The organism is Variovorax sp. H27-G14 (assembly GCF_046156345.1).
In the GTDB taxonomy this organism is placed as follows: domain Bacteria; phylum Pseudomonadota; class Gammaproteobacteria; order Burkholderiales; family Burkholderiaceae_C; genus Variovorax.
The window spans coordinates 74,468-91,062 of sequence record NZ_JAYLVN010000010.1 but is presented as its reverse complement, the minus strand read 5'-3'; the positions used below and the strand labels follow the sequence as shown (position 1 = coordinate 91,062).

Here is a 16,595-nt window from a genome sequence, read left to right as displayed (position 1 = left end):
AGGGGGTTTTCAATATGACGATCAATCGACGACGTTTTTCTTTGGCCGCGGGCGCGGCTGCCACCCTGGGCGGCTTCGGCCTGGCCCGGGCGCAGGGCGAGGCACCGCTGGTGCTGGGCCAGTCGGCACCGTTCAGCGGCCCGGCGGCGCAGCTGGGCATTCAGTTCCACCAGGGTGCCAAGGTGTTCCTGGACAGCTACAACGCCCAGCCGGGCCGCCGCAACGTGGTGATCAAGAACCTGGACGACGGCTACGAGTCAGAGCGCTGCGCAGCCAACACGCAGAAGCTGATCGACGAAGACGTGTTCGCGCTCTTCGGCTACATCGGCACGTCGACCAGCCTGGCCGCACTGCCGCTGGCGGTAAAGGACCGGGTGCCGTTCATCGCGCCGCTCACGGGGGCGATGTCGCTGCGCGAGCCGTTCCAGAAGAACGTGTTTCACCTGCGCGCCTCGTACAACGACGAGGCGGCGCTGATGGTGAAGCAGCTGACCCACCTGGGCCAGAAAAAAATTGCGGTTTTCTACCAGAACGACGCCTACGGCAAGGCCGGGCTCGACGGCGTGACGCTGGCGCTGGAGCAGTTGCAGTTGAAGCCGGTGGCGCTGGGCACGGTGGAGCGCAATTCGGTGGACGTGGCGGCGGCGGTCAAGGGCATTGCGGCTGCGCGGCCCGACGCGGTGGTGCAGATAGGTGCCTACAAGGCTTGCGCGGCGTTCATTCGCGAGGCGCGCAAGGCCGGTTATGGCGGCACGTTTTTCAACATGTCGTTCGTGGGCACGCAGGCGCTGGCCGACGAACTGGGCAAGGACGCGGCGGGCGTGATGGTCACGCAGGTGGTGCCTTCGCCCTACAGCCAGGCCAACGCCCTGGCGCGCGAGTTTGCGGAGGCGGTGCGTAAGGCCGGCAATGGGGCCAGTGCCAATTTTTCGAGCATGGAAGGCTATCTGGCCGCGAAGGTGTTGACCGAGGGATTGCGCAAGGCGCCGGGCAGGCCGACGCGCGACAGTCTGATTGCGGGGCTGGAAGGCATCGACCGTCAGCAGTTCGGTGGGTTCGAGGTGTCGTTCTCCGCCAAGAACCACGTGGGCTCGAAGTTCGTCGAGCTTTCGATGCTGACTGGGGATGGACGGGTCAGGACTTAAGGCGCCCGCCTTTGGTTCTTGTCGGTCGTCGGGGGGGGCTTTTCGGCGCTGCTTTCCAGGGCGCGTGCACAGGCCGCCGGGTACTCCCCTCCGCGAATGTCCCCCGGGGCTTCGCCCCTCCTCCTTTATTTCGCTGCAGGGAGTACCCGACGCCCTGTGCACTTGGGCACGCTCTGCGGTGATCGCGCGATCAACCTCTGCTCTGAAAAACGCTCACGCCGATGGGGTGCCTTGCGCAGCGAAATAAAGGAGGAGGCCGCAGGCCGGGGGACATTCGCGGAGCAAGGCACCCCGTCGGCGTGAGCGTCGCCCTGAACAACAGCGCCCCGAACAACAGCGCTGAACAAGCTCAGCCAGCAAGCCCGTCCACAGCCTGAAACATCGCCTGACGCGCCTGGCTGACGATCTGCCCCCGCCACGCATCGGTATCGGTATAGAAGGCCTCCAACATCCGAGCCCGAATGCCATCGGCCAGGTCGGCCGGCGCCTCGGGGTGCTTGTGAAGCCAATGGTCGGCGCGCAAGGCTCCCGTTACATCCAGGATCGGCAACGTGCCGTACTCCAGCGCAATGCCGGTGTATTCAGCCTGCGGGCACTCCTCGTACACCGAGTCCCACATCAGCCCGCGCAGCAACGCCGAGGTGGAAGACCCGTCATAGATCGACGTGACAGGCGCCGCTGTCGTGCCCCACCATGCATTGGCACGTGCGTAGGCCGCCTTGTCGTCCTTGCCCGCGTAGATGCGCTCGCCCAGGCCGTTGGGCCCCAGCCCCGTGTGCAGGTCGATCCAGGCCAGGCGCTTGGCCCGGCCCGCATGGCGGCGCAGCACGTCGCGAATCGTCTTGTTGCTCCACGTCGGCGCCTTGCCGCCGAAGAACAGGCCGTCGTCGAACTGGTACTGCCCGCTCGTCACCGCCGCCTGGTAGGCCGTGGTGCCGTGCTTGTCGATCCACTTGGCCACGGCCGCCTGGTTCTCGGGCGTGGGCGGCCAGGTGTCGGGCAGCAACAGCGCGTGCAGCTTGGCGTAAGGCTCGTTCACCGGCACCGGCTTCGCAAAGTCGATGAAGTTGCGGTTCAGGTCGACGTTTTCATGCGTCACGCGCCGCCCGTGCGAAAAGCCGTGCGGGTTGAGCGCGTGCACATAGAGCACCGCCACGCCCTGCGCCCTGGCCTTCTCGCGCCACTCGGCGTCGTGCAGCGCAAACACCTGCACGCCGCTGCCGCAATGGCCTTCCGCGCCATGGCAGGCGCTGGTCACGATGAGCATGTGCTGCGCGTCGGCGTCGCCGTCGAGCGCCACGTCCATCGACAGGTCTTCGCCGTCGCGGCCCTTCAGCGGGTGCGCATGCGGCTCGACCGTGAGGCCCGCGCTCACGCAGGCCTGCAGAAACTTCTGGCGCGCCTGGGCGTAGCGCGGGGAAAAGGCCTCGGCAATGCCGATCATGTGGCGGTTACTCCGCCGCGCCGGGCTTGAGGAACTGCTCGGCCATCTGCACCCAGCAAGTGGCGCCCAGCGGGATCAGGTCGTCGTTGAAGTCGTAGCTCGCGTTGTGCAGCGTGCACGGGCCTTCGCCGTGGTGCACGTCGCGGTGCGCGCCATCGCCGTTGCCGATGAAGGCGTACGCGCCGGGATTGGCCTGCAGCATGAAGGCGAAGTCTTCCGAGGTCATGGCGGCCTCCTGGCGCAGCACGTTGTCGGGGCCCACGATGTCGCCCATCACGCGGCGCGCAAAGTTGGCCTCGGCCTCGGTGTTGATGGTGGGCGGGTAGTAGCGCTCGAAACGAAACTCGCAGGTGGCGTCGTGCGCCGCGCAGATGTGCTTGGCCATCTGCTCCATCTTGGCCTCGATCATGTCGAGCACTTCCAGCGAGAAGGTGCGCACCGTGCCGGTCAGCTCGCAGTTGTCGGGAATCACGTTGTTGGTTTCGCCCGCGTGAATGGTGGTGACCGAAACCACTGCCGAATCGGTCGGCTTCATCTTGCGCGTGAGGATGGTCTGAAAGGCCTGCACGATCTCGCACGCAATCGGCACCGGGTCGATGCCGGTCTGCGGCAGCGCCGCATGGCCGCCCTTGCCGACCACGTTCACACGAAACTTGTTGCCCGACGCCATCACCGGGCCGGGGCTCACGGCGAACTGGCCGGCCTTCATGCCGGGCCAGTTGTGCATGCCGAACACGGCGTCCATGGGGAACTGCTCGAAGAGCCCTTCCTTGATCATCTCGCGCGCACCGCCGCCGCCCTCTTCGGCCGGCTGGAAGATCAGGTAGACGGTGCCGTCGAAATTGCGGTTCCTGGCCAGATGCTGGGCCGCGGCCAGCAGCATGGCGGTATGGCCGTCGTGCCCGCAGGCATGCATCTTTCCCTGGTGCTTGCTGGCGTGTTCGAAGGTGTTGAGCTCGGTGACGGGCAGCGCGTCCATGTCGGCGCGCAGGCCCACGGCGCGTGAGCTGGTGCCGTTCTTGATGATGCCCACCACGCCGGTGGTGCCCAGGCCGCTGTGAATGGGAATGCCCCATTCGGTGAGCTTGCCTGCCACCACGTCGGCGGTGCGGACTTCTTCGAAGCAGAGTTCGGGATGGGCGTGGAGGTCACGTCGGACGGCGGCGATGCCGGCCGCCTGCGTGACGAGCGAATCGATGAGTTTCATGTTTCACAGTCTAGGCTTTGCAGCAACACCCGCAAAGACCGTGCCGGGTAATTACGCACTCCCCCAGGCTGCGCGCACTTCGTGTCGCTTCTCCAACCCCCTCGCCGGGGGCAACACCTGCGGCCCGGCAGAGCCGGTTCCGCGGTGTTCCTCCTGAAACGGCTCAGCGCCCGATGCTCTTCAGGTAGTCCGCGCGCGCGGCCAGCGCGGTGTCGGTGAAGTCGGTGAACACGCCGTCCACGCCCAGCTTGTAGTACACGGCGTATTCGTTCTTGCCGTCCTTGGCGTAGTCGGAGGCCAGGCGGCGCGACTCGTTGCGGAAGGTGAAGGGGTGCACGAACAGGCCGGCCTTGTGCGCGTCGGCAATCAGCGAGGTGGGCGCGGTGGAGGTGGCGTCGGCATCGTTGATCTTGCCGTCCTTGTTCACGTCCACCGGCTTGCCGTCGGCGCCGATGGTGCCCTTGATGCTCACGATGTAGCGCTTCCAAGGGCCGATGCCGTCGGCATAGGTCTTGATTTCGGCCAGGCCCGCGGGCGTGACCATGGCGTCGAAGTTGCGCTTGTCGCCGGCCTTGGTCCAGTCGTAGGGGCGGTCGCTGGGCACGGCGAAGGTCACGGTGCCGGTCTTCAGGTCGACGCTGTCGCCGTCGATCAGCTGAATGATCTTGGTGTTCAGGCCCTTGCTCTTCATGTACTTCAGGCTGCCTGGCTCGAACGACTGCACATAGATGGGCGCGGTCTTGTTGTTCCAGCCGGCGGCGACGATGGCCGCAATCATCTTGTCCTCGATCGGCAGGCCCAGCTCGCGAAAGTACGTCGGGTTCTTCGACTCGGGGTAGATGGCGATGGTGCGGCCGGTTTCCTTGGTCTTGGCCTTTGCGAAATCGATGATTTCCTGGAAGGTGACCACCTTGAACTTGCCGTTGTATTCCTGTGCGCGCTCGGCGTCGGTCGAGATGCCGCCCAGGGTCTTGATCTCGGCCAGCGTGAAGTCGTTGCTGAACCAGCCGGTCTGGGTTTCGCCGTCGACCTTGATGGTCTTCTTGCGCGAGGCAAAGCGCGGGTGCTTGGCCACGTCGGTGCTGATGCCCAGGTTGGGGTCGTGGCGGGCGATGAGCACGCCGTCCTTGGTGGAGACCAGGTCCATCTCGATCACGTCGGCGCCCAGCTCGATGGCGCGCGAATAGGCTTCGAGCGTTTCTTCCGGCAGATAGCCCGAGGCGCCGCGGTGGGCGATGACCAGCGGCGGATTGCCGTCGAGCGTCAGCAGCTTGCCGGTGGCACCGGAAGGGCCGGTGGTGCCGCAGGCGGCAACGCACAGGGCGGCGGTCGCGGTCAGGGCGATCTGAAGGGTGCGCATGGTTTTCTTCCGTCCAAAAGAGGCGCAGCGTACCCGCTTCGCGTGACAGCATCGACCCCCGGGCGGCGCGCCGCGCCGACTTCCGGGAGAATGTGTTGCATGCTCCACACGCTTTCCCCTCAAAGCCTTCTGCTGGCCCAGACGCTGGTTCGCATGAACACCGTCAGCGCCAACAGCAACCTCCAACTGATCGACTTCGCGCAGAGCCATCTGGCCGCCCTGGGCGTGAAAAGCCGCATCACCTACAACGCCGAACGCACCAAGGCCAACCTGTTCGCCACGCTGGGCGAGGGCAAGCCGGCCGGCGTGATCGTCTCGGGCCACACCGACACGGTGCCCTGGGACGGCCAGGACTGGAGCGTCGACCCGCTCTCCGCCGTGGTGCAGAACGAGCGCCTGTACGGGCGCGGCTCGGCAGACATGAAGAGCTTCATTGCCATTGCGCTGTCGAACGCCAAGCGTTTTCTGGAAAGCGACTCGCCCTTCGCGGTGCATTTCGCGTTCAGCTACGAGGAAGAAATCGGCTGCTTCGGTGTGAAGGAACTCATTGCCGACATGCGCGACGCGGGCATCAAGCCGCTGGCCTGCATCGTGGGCGAGCCCACCAGCATGGTGCCGGCCATCGCGCACAAGGGCGTGTACCGCTACAAGTGCTGCGTGCGCGGCAAGGAAGCGCATTCGTCGCTCACGCCGAAGTCGGTGAACGCCATCGAGATGGCGGCGCGCGTGGTGGGCAAGGTGCGCGACATGGCGGAAGACTTCGAGCGCAACGAGCCGCGCTACGAGGGTTTCGACGTGCCGTTCAGCACGGCCAGCGTGGGCCAGTTCCACGGCGGCATTGCCGACAACGTGGTGCCGCGCGACGCGGAGTTCCGTTACGAATTTCGCGACCTGCCCACGGCCGACGCCAAGCGCATGCAGGCGGACGTGGTGGCCTACGCGGGGAGTCTGGAGCCGGGCATGAAGAACGTGGCGAAGGACGCGGGCTTCAAGTTCGAGACCATTTGCGAAATTCCGAGCTTTCTGGGTTCGGCGAACGACCCGATCACTTTGTTGGCGCAGCGTTTGGCCAGCGAGGACCGCACCACGCTGGTGGCTTTCGGCACCGAAGCGGGTCTGTTCAAGAACGCCGGCATCCCCACGGTGGTGTGCGGGCCTGGGAGCATCGAGCAGGCGCATCAGCCGGACGAGTTCGTGAGTCTGGAGCAGCTGGCGCGCTGTGAGCTGTTCATGGAACGGCTGGCTTCTGCGCCTGTCATTGGCTGAGATGGCGCTCTGGCGGGGCGGTGTTCGCGTGGTGGTTTGCTGGCGCCGCTGTTCAGGGCGCGCCCACGCCGACGGGGTACCTTGCTCCGCGAATGTCCCCCGGCCTGCGGCCTCCTCCTTTATTTCGCTGCGCAAGGCACCCCATCGACGTGTGCGTTGTAAGCCGCGGTGGTTGATCGTGCGATCACCCGCAGCGTGCCCACGTGCACAGGGCGTCGGGTGCTCCCCGCAGCGAAATAAAGGAGGAGGCGAAGCCGGGGGACATTCGCGGAGGGGAGCACCCGGCGGCCTGTGCACACGCCCTGAACAACGGCGCTCTGAACGACAGTCCCCAGAACCACGCAGCCAAGAACAACGGCGCACCGAACAACAGAGCTACAACGCATGAAGCGCGTAGCACTGGGACTTCTGTGCGGCGCCGCGTTGCTGTACGCCCTGGCCAGCGCACTGCACGCACAGCACCCCGCGTGGGGTTACGTCGCCGCATTCGCCGAAGCCGCCATGGTCGGCGCCATTGCCGACTGGTTTGCGGTGGTGGCGCTGTTTCGGCATCCGATGGGCTTGCCCATTCCGCACACCGCCATCATTCCGAGCAACAAGGACCGCATCGGCGCCAAGCTCGCCGGCTTCATCTGCGACAACTTTCTGAGCACCGCACAGGTGCTCGACAAAGTTCGCCAGTTCGACACCGCCAAACGCATCGCCGACTGGCTGGCACGCCCCGCCAGCGGCGACAAGCTCGGTGAATGGGGCGTGACCGCCGCGCGCTACGGCCTGAGCGCCTTCGACGACGAACGGGTGCGCGACTTCATGGGCCGGGCCGCCGCGGCCGGCCTGCAGAAAATCGACCTCTCGCGCCTCACCGGCCAGGCCCTGGACGCCCTCACCGCCGGCGGGCGCCACCAGGCGCTGCTCGACGACGTGCTGCAGCAAGTGGCCGGCCTGCTCGAAGGCGACGAGCTGCAGGCGCACATCACCGAGGCCATTGCGCGCGAAATCAAGACGCTGCGCTACGTGGGCCTGGACCAGGTGGCGGCCAAGCTGGCCACGCGCAAGATCGTGGCGGCCGTGGCGCACACCATCGGCGAACTGGCGGCCGAGCCCGACCACCCCATGCGCAAGCGCTTCGACCACTTCGTCGACGACTTCGTGGTGCGCCTGAAGCTCGACCCCGAGTTTCAACAGCGCGGCGAGCAGATTCGCGCCGAGCTCATCGCGCACCCCGCGCTGGGCGACTACCTGCACGGCCTGTGGGGCGAACTGCTGAGCTGGCTGCAAGACGACCTGGGCCGCGGCGACTCCACCATCCGCCAGCGCATCGGGTCGATGGCCGGCGCGCTGGGCACGCGGCTGCAAGGCGACGAGGCCATTCGCCGCTGGATCAACGAGCAGGTGGAGGCGGCCGCGCCGCTGGCCATCGAGCGCTACCGCGAGGACATCCGCCGCTACATCGAAGAGCGCGTGGGCGAGTGGAACGCGCAGGAAATGACGCTCGAGCTGGAGCGCCACATCGGGCGCGACCTGCAGTTCATTCGCATCAACGGCACGCTGGTGGGCGGGCTGGTGGGGCTGCTGATTCACACCGCCACGCAGTTGCTGCGCGGTTGAACCCGCGCGGGTAAGCCCCAGCGGACGAAAGTGCGCACCGTGTCCCGGGAGAGACTTCGCCGTCTCGCCCGCCTCCTAGACTGCTTCGCGCAATCACAAGAGGAGACACACCCATGAACCGTTCTTCGTCCGGCGCCCTGCGCGCCGCCTTGCTGGCCGCCGGCCTCGCCCTGCTGGGCGCGTGCGGCACGGTGACGCCACCGGCACTCACCTCGCGGCCCACCGCGTGGGCCGCCCCCGAGGCGCTGGTCGCGCCCTCTTCCTTTGCCGGCGTGCACGGCCTGGCCATCGACGCCAAGGGCCGCCTGCTCGCGGGCTCGGTGCTGGGCAACACGCTGTGGGAGGTCGACCGAACCACCGGCGCGGCCAAGGTGCTGATCGACGCGCCCGAAGGCCAGGCCGACGACATTGCCGTGGGCCCCAAGGGCGAGCTGGCGTGGACCAACTACCTCATGGGCATGCTGCGCTACCGCGAAAGCGACACCGCCCCGCTGCGTGTGCTGGCCAAGGACCTGCCGGGCCTGAACTCGCTGGACTTCGACCGGCGCAACGGCAAGCTTTACGCCGCGCAGGTGTTCCTGGGCGACGCGCTGTGGGAAATCGACCGCGAAGGCCAGAAGCCGCCGCGGCTCATCAAGAAAGACATGGGCGGCTTCAACGGCTTTGAAGTGGGCCCCGACGGCATGCTCTACGGCCCGCTGTGGTTCAAGGGCCAGGTGGTGAAGATCGACCCCGCGAACGGCAACCTGAGCGTGATTGCCGACGGCTTCAAGATCCCGGCCGCGGCCAACCTGGACGGCAAGGGCAACCTCTGGGTGGTCGATGCGCGCAGTGGCGAGCTGGTGAAGGTGGACCTGGCCACCGGCCGCAAGACCGTCGCCAGGCAGTTGCGGCCCTCGCTGGACAACCTGGCCATCGCCAAGGATTCACCGGACGGCACCATCTATGTGTCGAACATGGCCAACAACGAAGTGCAGGCCTTCAACCCGACCACCGGTGAGCTGCGCACGCTCACCAGCGGCAAGGTGGCCGTGCCCGCCGGCATGAAGATCGACGGCAACGACCTGTGGGTGGCCGACGTGTTCGGCTTTCGCCAGGTCGACGTGCGCACGGGCGAGGTGCGCGACGTGTTCCGCATGCAGCGCGACCCCGAGCTCGACTATCCGTTCGCGGTCGGCCTGTCGGCCAAGCTGTTCGCGCTGACCTCCTGGTTCACCGGGTCTGTGCAGCTGGTGGACCGCCAGACGCTGAAGACCGTGGACACCCTGCACGGCCTGAAGGCACCGTTCGACGCCATTCCCATGGCCGACGGCAGCGTGATCTACGCGGAAATTGCCACCGGCAGCATCACGCGCGCGAGCGGGCCCAAGCTGGCGCAGAAGTCGGTGCTTGCCAGCGGCCTGAACGGCCCGGTGCAGATGGTGGTTGGCCAGGACGGCGCGCTCTACGTCACCGAGGCGGCCGGCAAGCTGCTGCGCATTCCGCTGGACGCCAGCGCGCCGCTGCGCACCGTGGCCGACGGGCTGGCGCTGCCCGAAGGACTGGCCCAAACGCCGTGGGGCAGTTTCATCGTGGCCGAGAGCGCGGCGCGCCGGCTGGTGGAAATCGACCCGGCCGACGGCAGCCGCCGCACGGTGGCCGAGAACCTGCCGATCGGCCTCGCGCCCGGGCCCGGGCTGCCTGCGCCCTACGTGGTAACGGGCGTGGCCGTGGGCGCCGACGGCACCATCTACATGTCGGCCGACCGGAACAATGCGATATATCGGATTCGCGCCGTAAGGTAGGGTAACAAGAAGTGTAATTACCTGTTTACTTTTTAAAACAAACATTACAGACTGGCCGGGACGCCTTGCTGCGTCCCGGTGGCATCCCGTTGCCGGGGGTCCGAGCGAGGCGTTCATCTGAAAGGGACACCCATGACTCCGCTCGTCGTTGGCCAGCTGCTTTCGCCCGAATATTCCGTGGGCATGGTGGCGCTCTCCTTCCTCATTTCGTTCGCGGGCTCGCTGGTGGCGTTGATCTGCGCCGGGCGCATGGTTGGCGCGGACGGCAAGCCCAACCTGGCCGTGGTGGCCTGCGCGGCGGTGGCGCTGGGCGGCATCGGCATCTGGTCGATGCACTTCATCGGCATGCTGGCGTACCGCCTGCCGGTGGCCATTTCGTACAACGCGCCGCTCACGGCGGTGTCTCTGGTGGCGGCGGTGCTCATCTCGGGCATTGCGCTGTACATGGCCGGCGGCCGGCGCAAGTTCAGCAAGTCGGGCTGGCTGGGCGGCAGCCTGCTGGCCGGGGCCGGCGTGTGCGTGATGCACTACATGGGCATGTTCGCGATGAACATGCGCGCAACGATGGACTTCGACCTGGCGCGCGTTGCGCTGTCGGTGGTCATTGCGGTCAGCGCGGCGGCAGCGGCGCTGTGGCTGGCCTTCAACCTGCGTCGCTTCACGCACAAGGTGGCGGCTGCCGCCGTGATGGGCGTGGCGGTGTGCACCATGCACTACGTGGGCATGAGCGCGGCCGACATGGTCTGCACCGCCGCCGCACCCCTCGACGCGCTGGCCATCGGCGGCAGCTCCATGGGCCTCACGGTGTTCGGCACGGCCGGCGCGGTGCTCATCTTCATCTACTGGGTGGTCACCGGCACCAGCCTGGACACCACACCGGCGGTGGGCGTGCAGCGCCCCCGCGTCGGCTGACGGGTTAGACCAGCTAGTTGGCGCAAGCAGGCGCGCAGGGCGCCTCCTAAAGTGGGTGCAGAGCGACAACAGCGACCTGCACAGACCCCATGCCCGTCATCGAATCCCGGCTGCAAGCGGCCAGCGACACCTTTCAGGCCAACCGCACCGGCATGCTCGCGCTGCTCGGAGAAGTGCGAGCGCACGAGGCCCGCGCCGCCGCGGCGTCCAACGCCTCGGCCGAGCGCTTCGCCAAGCGCGGGCAGTTGCTGCCCCGCGAGCGCCTCGCGCTGCTGCTGGACACCGGCGCGCCCTTTTTGCCGCTGGCCTCGCTCGCGGGGCTGGGGCAGGACAACCCCGACCTGTCGAAGAGCGTGCCGGGCGGCGGGCTGCTCTCGGGCATCGGCCAGGTGGCGGGCGTGCGCTGCATGGTGAACGCCTCCGACTCGGGCATCGACGCCGGCGCCCTGCAGCCCATGGGGCTGGACAAGCAGCTGCGCGTGCAGGAGATCGCGCTGGAGAACAAGCTGCCCTATGTGCAGCTGGTGGAAAGCGCGGGCGCCAACCTCATGCAGTACCGCGTGCAGGACTTCGTGCGCGGCGGCAACATCTTTCGCAACCTCGCGCGCCTGTCTGCCGCGGGCCTGCCGGTGGTGACGGTGACGCACGGTTCATCGACCGCGGGCGGCGCCTACCAGACGGGGCTGTCCGACTACATCGTGATGGTGCGCGACCGCACGCGGGCCTTTCTTGCAGGACCGCCGTTGCTGAAGGCCGCCACCGGCGAGATCGCGACCGAAGAAGAACTGGGCGGTGCCGTGATGCACACGCACGTGTCCGGCCTGGGCGACTACCTGGCCGAGGACGACCGCGACGCCATTCGCATCGCGCGCTCGATCCTGGGTGGCATCGACTGGGCGCGCAAAGAGGCGCCGCGCCAGTTCGCGCCGCCGCGCTTCGACGCCGACGACCTGCTGGGCATCATGCCCAGCGACGGTCGGCGCCCGGTGGACATGCGCGAAGTCATTGCGCGCATTGCCGACGGCTCGGAGTTCCTGGCGTTCAGCGAGCACTACGGCAGCGCCACCGTCTGCGGCCACATCCGGCTAGAAGGGCATGCGGTGGGCCTCATCACCAACAACGGCCCCATCGACTCCGACGGCGCCACCAAGGCCACCCACTTCATTCAGGCCTGCTGCCAGTCGCGCACGCCCATCGTGTACCTGCAAAACATCACCGGCTACATGGTGGGCCGCGCGCACGAAGAGGCCGGCATCATCAAGCACGGCGCCAAGATGATTCAGGCCGTGACCAGCGCCACCGTGCCGCAGATCACGCTGCACTGCGGCGCCTCTTACGGCGCGGGCAACTACGGCATGTGCGGGCGGGGCTTTGCGCCGCGCTTTTGCTTCAGCTGGCCCAACGCACGCACCGCCGTCATGGGCGGCGAGCAGGCCGCGAAAACCATGGCCATCGTCATGGAGGCCGGCATGGCCCGCAAGGGCGCGGTCGACCACGCGAAGATCGACGCCATGCAGCAGCAGATCGTGGAGCGCTTCGAGCGCCAGATGAGCGTGTTCACCACCAGCGCGTTGCTGCTCGACGACGGCGTGATCGACCCGCGCGACACCCGCGCGGTGCTGGCCGAGGTGCTGTCCGTGTGCCGCGACGCCGACGCGCGCGTGCCGCAACCCATGCAGTTTTCGGTGGCACGGCCATGAGCGCCGCGCCGGGCCGCCCCAAGCAAGCTCGCACCGCAAAGCCTCGCGCGGAGCTTGCCTTATGAGCGCTTTCCACAAGATCCTGATTGCCAACCGCGGCGAAATTGCGGTTCGCGTGATGCGCACCGCGCGCGCCATGGGCTACCGCACGGTGGCTGTGTATTCCAGCGCCGACGCCGAAGCCGAGCACGTGCGCCAAGCCGACCAGGCGGTGCACATCGGCGAGCCGCTGCCCGCGCAGAGCTACCTGAACATCGCCGCAATCATCGAGGCCGCGCGCGCCAGCGGCGCCGATGCGGTGCACCCCGGCTACGGCTTCCTGGCCGAGAACGCGGAGTTCGCACAGGCCTGCCGCAACGCGGGCCTGGTCTTCATCGGACCGTCGCCCGAGGCCATTCGCGCGATGGGCGACAAGGCCGGCGCCAAGCGGCTGATGCAGGCCGCGGGCGTGCCATGCATTCCGGGCTACCAGGGCGAAGACCAGGGCACGCACACGCTGGCGGCCGAGGCCGAACGCATCGGCTGGCCGGTGATGATCAAGGCCACTGCCGGCGGCGGCGGGCGCGGCATGCGGCTGGTGGCGTCGGCCGCGCAGTTCGCCGAGTTGCTGCACAGCGCGCAGTCGGAAGCACTGCATGCCTTCGGCGATGCCACCGTGATCCTGGAGCGCGCCATCGTCGCGCCGCGGCACATCGAGATTCAGGTGTTCGCCGACCGGCACGGCCACGCCATTCACCTGGGCGAGCGCGACTGCTCGGTGCAGCGCCGGCACCAGAAGGTGATTGAAGAGGCGCCCTCGCCCGCGGTGTCTGTGGCCCTGCGCGAGCGCATGGGTGCCACGGCGGTCGCGGCGGCCAAGGCCATTGCCTACGAAGGCGCGGGCACGCTCGAATTTCTGCTCGACGCCGACGGCCAGTACTGGTTCATGGAGATGAACACGCGCCTGCAGGTCGAGCACCCCGTGACCGAGGCGGTGACCGGGCTCGACCTGGTCGAACTGCAACTGCGCGTGGCCGCCGGCGAGCCGCTGCCGCTGACGCAACAGGACGTGCACATCACCGGCCATGCGATCGAAGTGCGCCTGTGCGCCGAAGACCCGCGCCAAGGCTTCATGCCGCAGAGCGGCACCTTCGCGGCGTGGCGGCCTTCGCCAGCCCTGCGCACCGAGCACGCGCTGCGCGACGGCGCGGCCGTGCCGCCCTATTACGACTCGATGGTCGCCAAGCTGGTGGCGCACGGCCGCACGCGCGACGAAGCCAGGCACCGGCTCGTTGCCGGGCTGCAGGACACGGTGGCGCTCGGCATCGCGACCAACCAGCAACTGCTGCAGCGCGCGCTGCAGCACCCGGTGTTCGCCGACGGCGCGGCTACCACGGCCTTCATTGCCGATCACCTCGATGCACTGCTCGCGCCCGACGAAGCCACCGACACGCAGGCCGCGCTGCTGGCCGCCTTGCTGCTGCAATTGGGCGAATGCGGCTGGCCGTCACCGCTGGCGCACACGCTGCCCAATGCCTTGCGCTTTGCGCTCGATGGCACGGTGCACGCCGCGCGGGTAACGCCGCGCGGCCACGGTGCGTTCGACGTCGCGCTGAACGACGCGGCCCCCGCGCAGGTTGCGCTGCTCGCGGTGCATGCAGATGGCACCCTGCGCTTCTCATGCGGCGGCGTGGCCGAACAGGCTTTCGCCGTGCGCGAGCCGGGGCGCACCTGGTTCCACTTTCGCGGCCGGGCCTTCGGGCTGGAAAACCTCACGCACGTGGCCGTGGCCCGCGCCGGTGATGCCGGTGATGCGGGTGGTAGCAACCTGCTGCGCGCCTCCATGAACGGCCGCGTCATCGCGCTGCTGGTGGCCGAAGGCGACGCTGTCGTGGCGGGCCAGCCGCTGGTCACGCTCGAGGCCATGAAGATGGAGCACGTGCACTGCGCGCCGCGCGCCGGCCGGGTGTCGCTGCACGTTGCGCTGGGTGCGCAGGTGGCCGCGCGCCATGTGGTCGCTGAAATTGCCGACGCCTGATGCGCGACCCCGTCCCTTTTCGAAAGTCTTTTGCATGAACGCTCCGTTGTCGCGCTACCGCTCCGTTTTCACGCCCGGCCTGTTCGACGGGCAGGTCATCGTCGTCACCGGAGGCGGCTCCGGTATCGGTCGCTGTACCGCGCACGAACTGGCCGCGCTGGGCGCGCACGTGGTGCTGGTCGGGCGCAAGCAGGAGAAGCTCGACGCGGTGCGGGCCGAAGTAGAGGCCGCCGGCGGCAAGGCCAGCACGCAGGCCTTCGACATCCGGCAGGAAGAGGCGGTGCGCGCGGCCGTGGCCGCCATCGTTGCCGCGCAGGGCCGCATCGACGGGCTGGTGAACAACGCGGGCGGGCAGTACATCACGCCCCTGGCCGCCATCTCGGCCAAGGGCTGGGAGGCGGTGATTCACACCAACCTCACGGGCGGCTTTCTGGTGGCGCGCGAGTGCTATCTGCAGAGCATGCAGGCGCATGGCGGCGCCATCGTCAACATCGTGGCCGACATCTGGGGCTCCATGCCCAACATGGGCCACAGCGGCGCGGCGCGCGCGGGCATGGTGAGCTTCACCGAGACAGCCGCCGCCGAATGGGCCGTGAGCGGCGTGCGGGTGAACGCGGTGGCGCCGGGCTACATCGCCTCCAGCGGCATGGACCACTACCCGCCCGAGGCCGGCGACATGCTGCGCGCCATGCGCAAGACCCTGCCCGCGGGCCGCTTCGGCACCGAGGCCGAAACCTCCGCCGCCATCGCCTTTCTGTTGTGCCCCGCGGCCAGCTTCATCAGCGGCACCGTGCTGCGCGTGGATGGTGCGCGCCCGCAGGTGCGCATGGGCTGGCCGATGGAACTGCCCGATGCACGCGCGCCAGCGTGCCGCCGTGCAGCCCTTCGACGGCTTCCACCTGGCGACCACGCCGCGCGTGTTCCAGGACGGCCAGGACACCCCGAACGCCCAGGACCACTGAAGAACGACCGACCGACCGGAGACACCCCATGCAGTACACCCACGAACACCTCGAGATTCAGAAGACCCTGCGCCGCTTCATCGACGAAGAGATCAACCCGCATGTCGACGAATGGGAAGAGGCCGAAATATTCCCCGCGCACGAGGTCTTCAAGAAGCTCGGCAACCTCGGCCTGCTGGGCCTGAACAAGCCCGAGGCCTTCGGCGGCGGCGGGCTCGACTATTCGTACGCCATGGCCATGGCGGAGGCGCTGGGCCACATCAGCTGCGGCGGCGTGCCCATGGCCATCGGCGTGCAGACCGACATGTGCACGCCCGCGCTCGCGCGCTTCGGCAGCGACGAGTTGCGCCGCGAGTTCCTGGCACCCGCCATCGCGGGCGACATGGTCGGGTGCATCGGCGTGAGCGAGCCCGGCGCGGGCAGCGACGTGGCGGGCCTGAAGAGCCATGCGCGCAAGGACGGCGACGACTACCTCATCAGCGGCCAGAAGATGTGGATCACCAACAGCCTGCAGGCCGACTGGATGTGCATGCTGGTCAACACCAGCGAGGGGCCCGTGCATCGCAACAAGTCGCTGGTGATGGTGCCCATGGACAGCCCCGGCATCGAGAAGGCCAGGAAGATCCGCAAGATCGGCATGAATTCGAGCGACACCGGGCTCATCTACTTCGACAACGTGCGCGTGCCGCAGCGCTACCGCATCGGCGAAGAGGGCCAGGGCTTCATCTACCAGATGCAGCAGTTCCAGGAAGAGCGCCTGTGGGCCGCGGCCAGCTCGCTCGAATCGATGGAAGACTGCATCGCGCAGACCATCGAATGGGCGCAGCAGCGCCAGATGTTCGGCGCCACGCTGGCCGATCAGCAGTGGGTGCAGTTCAAGCTGGCCGAACTCAAGACCGAGGTGGAGGCGCTGCGCGCGCTCGCCTACCGCGCCTGCGAGCTGCATGTGCAGGGCGAAGACGTGCTCGAACTGGCCTCGATGGCCAAGCTCAAGACCGGCCGCCTCACGCGCCAGGTGGCCGACACCTGCCTGCAGTTCTGGGGCGGCATGGGCTTCACGCTCGAAAACCGCGTGTCGCGCCTGTACCGCGACGGCCGGCTGGGCTCCATCGGCGGCGGCGCGGACGAGGTGATGCTCGGCATCCTCGCCAAGACCATGGGCATCGCCAAGCGGCCCGCGCGCCACTGAA

The 16,595-nt window shown here is 67.8% G+C and carries 11 protein-coding genes and 1 pseudogene; 9 read left to right on the top strand and 3 right to left on the bottom strand.

The window, feature by feature from the left end; genetic code table 11:
• Window positions 1-14: 14 nt before the first annotated feature.
• Window positions 15-1,145 (top strand): ABC transporter substrate-binding protein, encoded by a 1,131-nt coding sequence (locus tag VLK31_RS22190; RefSeq protein WP_409170609.1) that lies wholly within the window; start codon window positions 15-17, stop codon window positions 1,143-1,145.
• Window positions 1,146-1,494: 349 nt separating this feature from the next.
• Here VLK31_RS22190 and VLK31_RS22185 read toward each other — a convergent pair whose 3' ends face one another.
• From VLK31_RS22185 to VLK31_RS22175, 3 genes are all read right to left on the bottom strand, one after another.
• Complete coding sequence (locus VLK31_RS22185; RefSeq protein ID WP_409170608.1) at window positions 1,495-2,589, bottom strand: M14 family metallopeptidase; 1,095 nt, start codon at window positions 2,587-2,589, stop codon at window positions 1,495-1,497.
• 7 nt (window positions 2,590-2,596) lie between these two features.
• The gene (locus VLK31_RS22180; protein ID WP_409170607.1) at window positions 2,597-3,796 is read right to left on the bottom strand and encodes a M20 aminoacylase family protein; all 1,200 of its coding nucleotides are present in this window, start codon (window positions 3,794-3,796) and stop codon (window positions 2,597-2,599) included.
• 163 nt (window positions 3,797-3,959) lie between these two features.
• Window positions 3,960-5,156, bottom strand: coding sequence for a glycerophosphodiester phosphodiesterase (locus tag VLK31_RS22175; RefSeq protein ID WP_409170606.1), 1,197 nt, complete (start codon window positions 5,154-5,156; stop codon window positions 3,960-3,962).
• A gap of 99 nt (window positions 5,157-5,255) precedes the next feature.
• Between VLK31_RS22175 and argE the strand changes: the two genes are divergently transcribed.
• The 8 genes and pseudogenes from argE to VLK31_RS22135 all read left to right on the top strand — a co-directional run bounded on the left by argE (window position 5,256) and on the right by VLK31_RS22135 (window position 16,594).
• The gene (gene argE, locus VLK31_RS22170) at window positions 5,256-6,422 is read left to right on the top strand and encodes an acetylornithine deacetylase (protein WP_409170605.1); all 1,167 of its coding nucleotides are present in this window, start codon (window positions 5,256-5,258) and stop codon (window positions 6,420-6,422) included.
• Window positions 6,423-6,806: 384 nt separating this feature from the next.
• Complete coding sequence (locus VLK31_RS22165) at window positions 6,807-8,030, top strand: DUF445 domain-containing protein (protein WP_409170604.1); 1,224 nt, start codon at window positions 6,807-6,809, stop codon at window positions 8,028-8,030.
• Window positions 8,031-8,143: 113 nt separating this feature from the next.
• Entirely contained in the window at window positions 8,144-9,814 is a 1,671-nt protein-coding gene (locus tag VLK31_RS22160; RefSeq protein ID WP_409170603.1) for a hypothetical protein, read from the top strand.
• A 132-nt stretch (window positions 9,815-9,946) separates the two neighbouring features.
• Window positions 9,947-10,726, top strand: a complete 780-nt coding sequence (locus VLK31_RS22155) for an MHYT domain-containing protein (protein WP_409170602.1) — start codon at window positions 9,947-9,949, stop codon at window positions 10,724-10,726.
• 89 nt (window positions 10,727-10,815) lie between these two features.
• Window positions 10,816-12,426 carry an acyl-CoA carboxylase subunit beta gene (locus tag VLK31_RS22150; protein WP_409170601.1) on the top strand — a complete coding sequence of 537 codons (1,611 nt, stop codon included), beginning with the start codon at window positions 10,816-10,818 and terminating at the stop codon, window positions 12,424-12,426.
• 61 nt (window positions 12,427-12,487) lie between these two features.
• Window positions 12,488-14,443: an acetyl/propionyl/methylcrotonyl-CoA carboxylase subunit alpha gene (locus VLK31_RS22145; RefSeq protein WP_409170600.1), complete on the top strand. Its 1,956-nt coding sequence runs from the start codon at window positions 12,488-12,490 to the stop codon at window positions 14,441-14,443.
• Between the two features lie 34 nt (window positions 14,444-14,477).
• Window positions 14,478-15,405, top strand: a pseudogene (locus VLK31_RS22140) (SDR family oxidoreductase).
• 28 nt (window positions 15,406-15,433) lie between these two features.
• Window positions 15,434-16,594: an acyl-CoA dehydrogenase family protein gene (locus VLK31_RS22135; protein WP_409170599.1), complete on the top strand. Its 1,161-nt coding sequence runs from the start codon at window positions 15,434-15,436 to the stop codon at window positions 16,592-16,594.
• The last annotated feature ends 1 nt before the right edge of the window (window position 16,595 follow it).

Excerpts from the sequence above, each read along its gene's own strand:
- VLK31_RS22145 (WP_409170600.1), top strand. The coding sequence starts at position 12,488 with ATGAGCGCTTTCCACAAGATCCTGATTGCCAACCGCGGCGAAATTGCG.
- VLK31_RS22155 (WP_409170602.1), top strand. The coding sequence starts at position 9,947 with ATGACTCCGCTCGTCGTTGGCCAGCTGCTTTCGCCCGAATATTCCGTG.
- VLK31_RS22165 (WP_409170604.1), top strand. The coding sequence starts at position 6,807 with ATGAAGCGCGTAGCACTGGGACTTCTGTGCGGCGCCGCGTTGCTGTAC.
- VLK31_RS22180 (WP_409170607.1), bottom strand. The coding sequence starts at position 3,796 with ATGAAACTCATCGATTCGCTCGTCACGCAGGCGGCCGGCATCGCCGCC.
- VLK31_RS22160 (WP_409170603.1), top strand. The coding sequence starts at position 8,144 with ATGAACCGTTCTTCGTCCGGCGCCCTGCGCGCCGCCTTGCTGGCCGCC.
- VLK31_RS22150 (WP_409170601.1), top strand. The coding sequence starts at position 10,816 with ATGCCCGTCATCGAATCCCGGCTGCAAGCGGCCAGCGACACCTTTCAG.
- VLK31_RS22175 (WP_409170606.1), bottom strand. The coding sequence starts at position 5,156 with ATGCGCACCCTTCAGATCGCCCTGACCGCGACCGCCGCCCTGTGCGTT.
- VLK31_RS22185 (WP_409170608.1), bottom strand. The coding sequence starts at position 2,589 with ATGATCGGCATTGCCGAGGCCTTTTCCCCGCGCTACGCCCAGGCGCGC.
- VLK31_RS22135 (WP_409170599.1), top strand. The coding sequence starts at position 15,434 with ATGCAGTACACCCACGAACACCTCGAGATTCAGAAGACCCTGCGCCGC.
- VLK31_RS22190 (WP_409170609.1), top strand. The coding sequence starts at position 15 with ATGACGATCAATCGACGACGTTTTTCTTTGGCCGCGGGCGCGGCTGCC.
- argE (WP_409170605.1), top strand. The coding sequence starts at position 5,256 with ATGCTCCACACGCTTTCCCCTCAAAGCCTTCTGCTGGCCCAGACGCTG.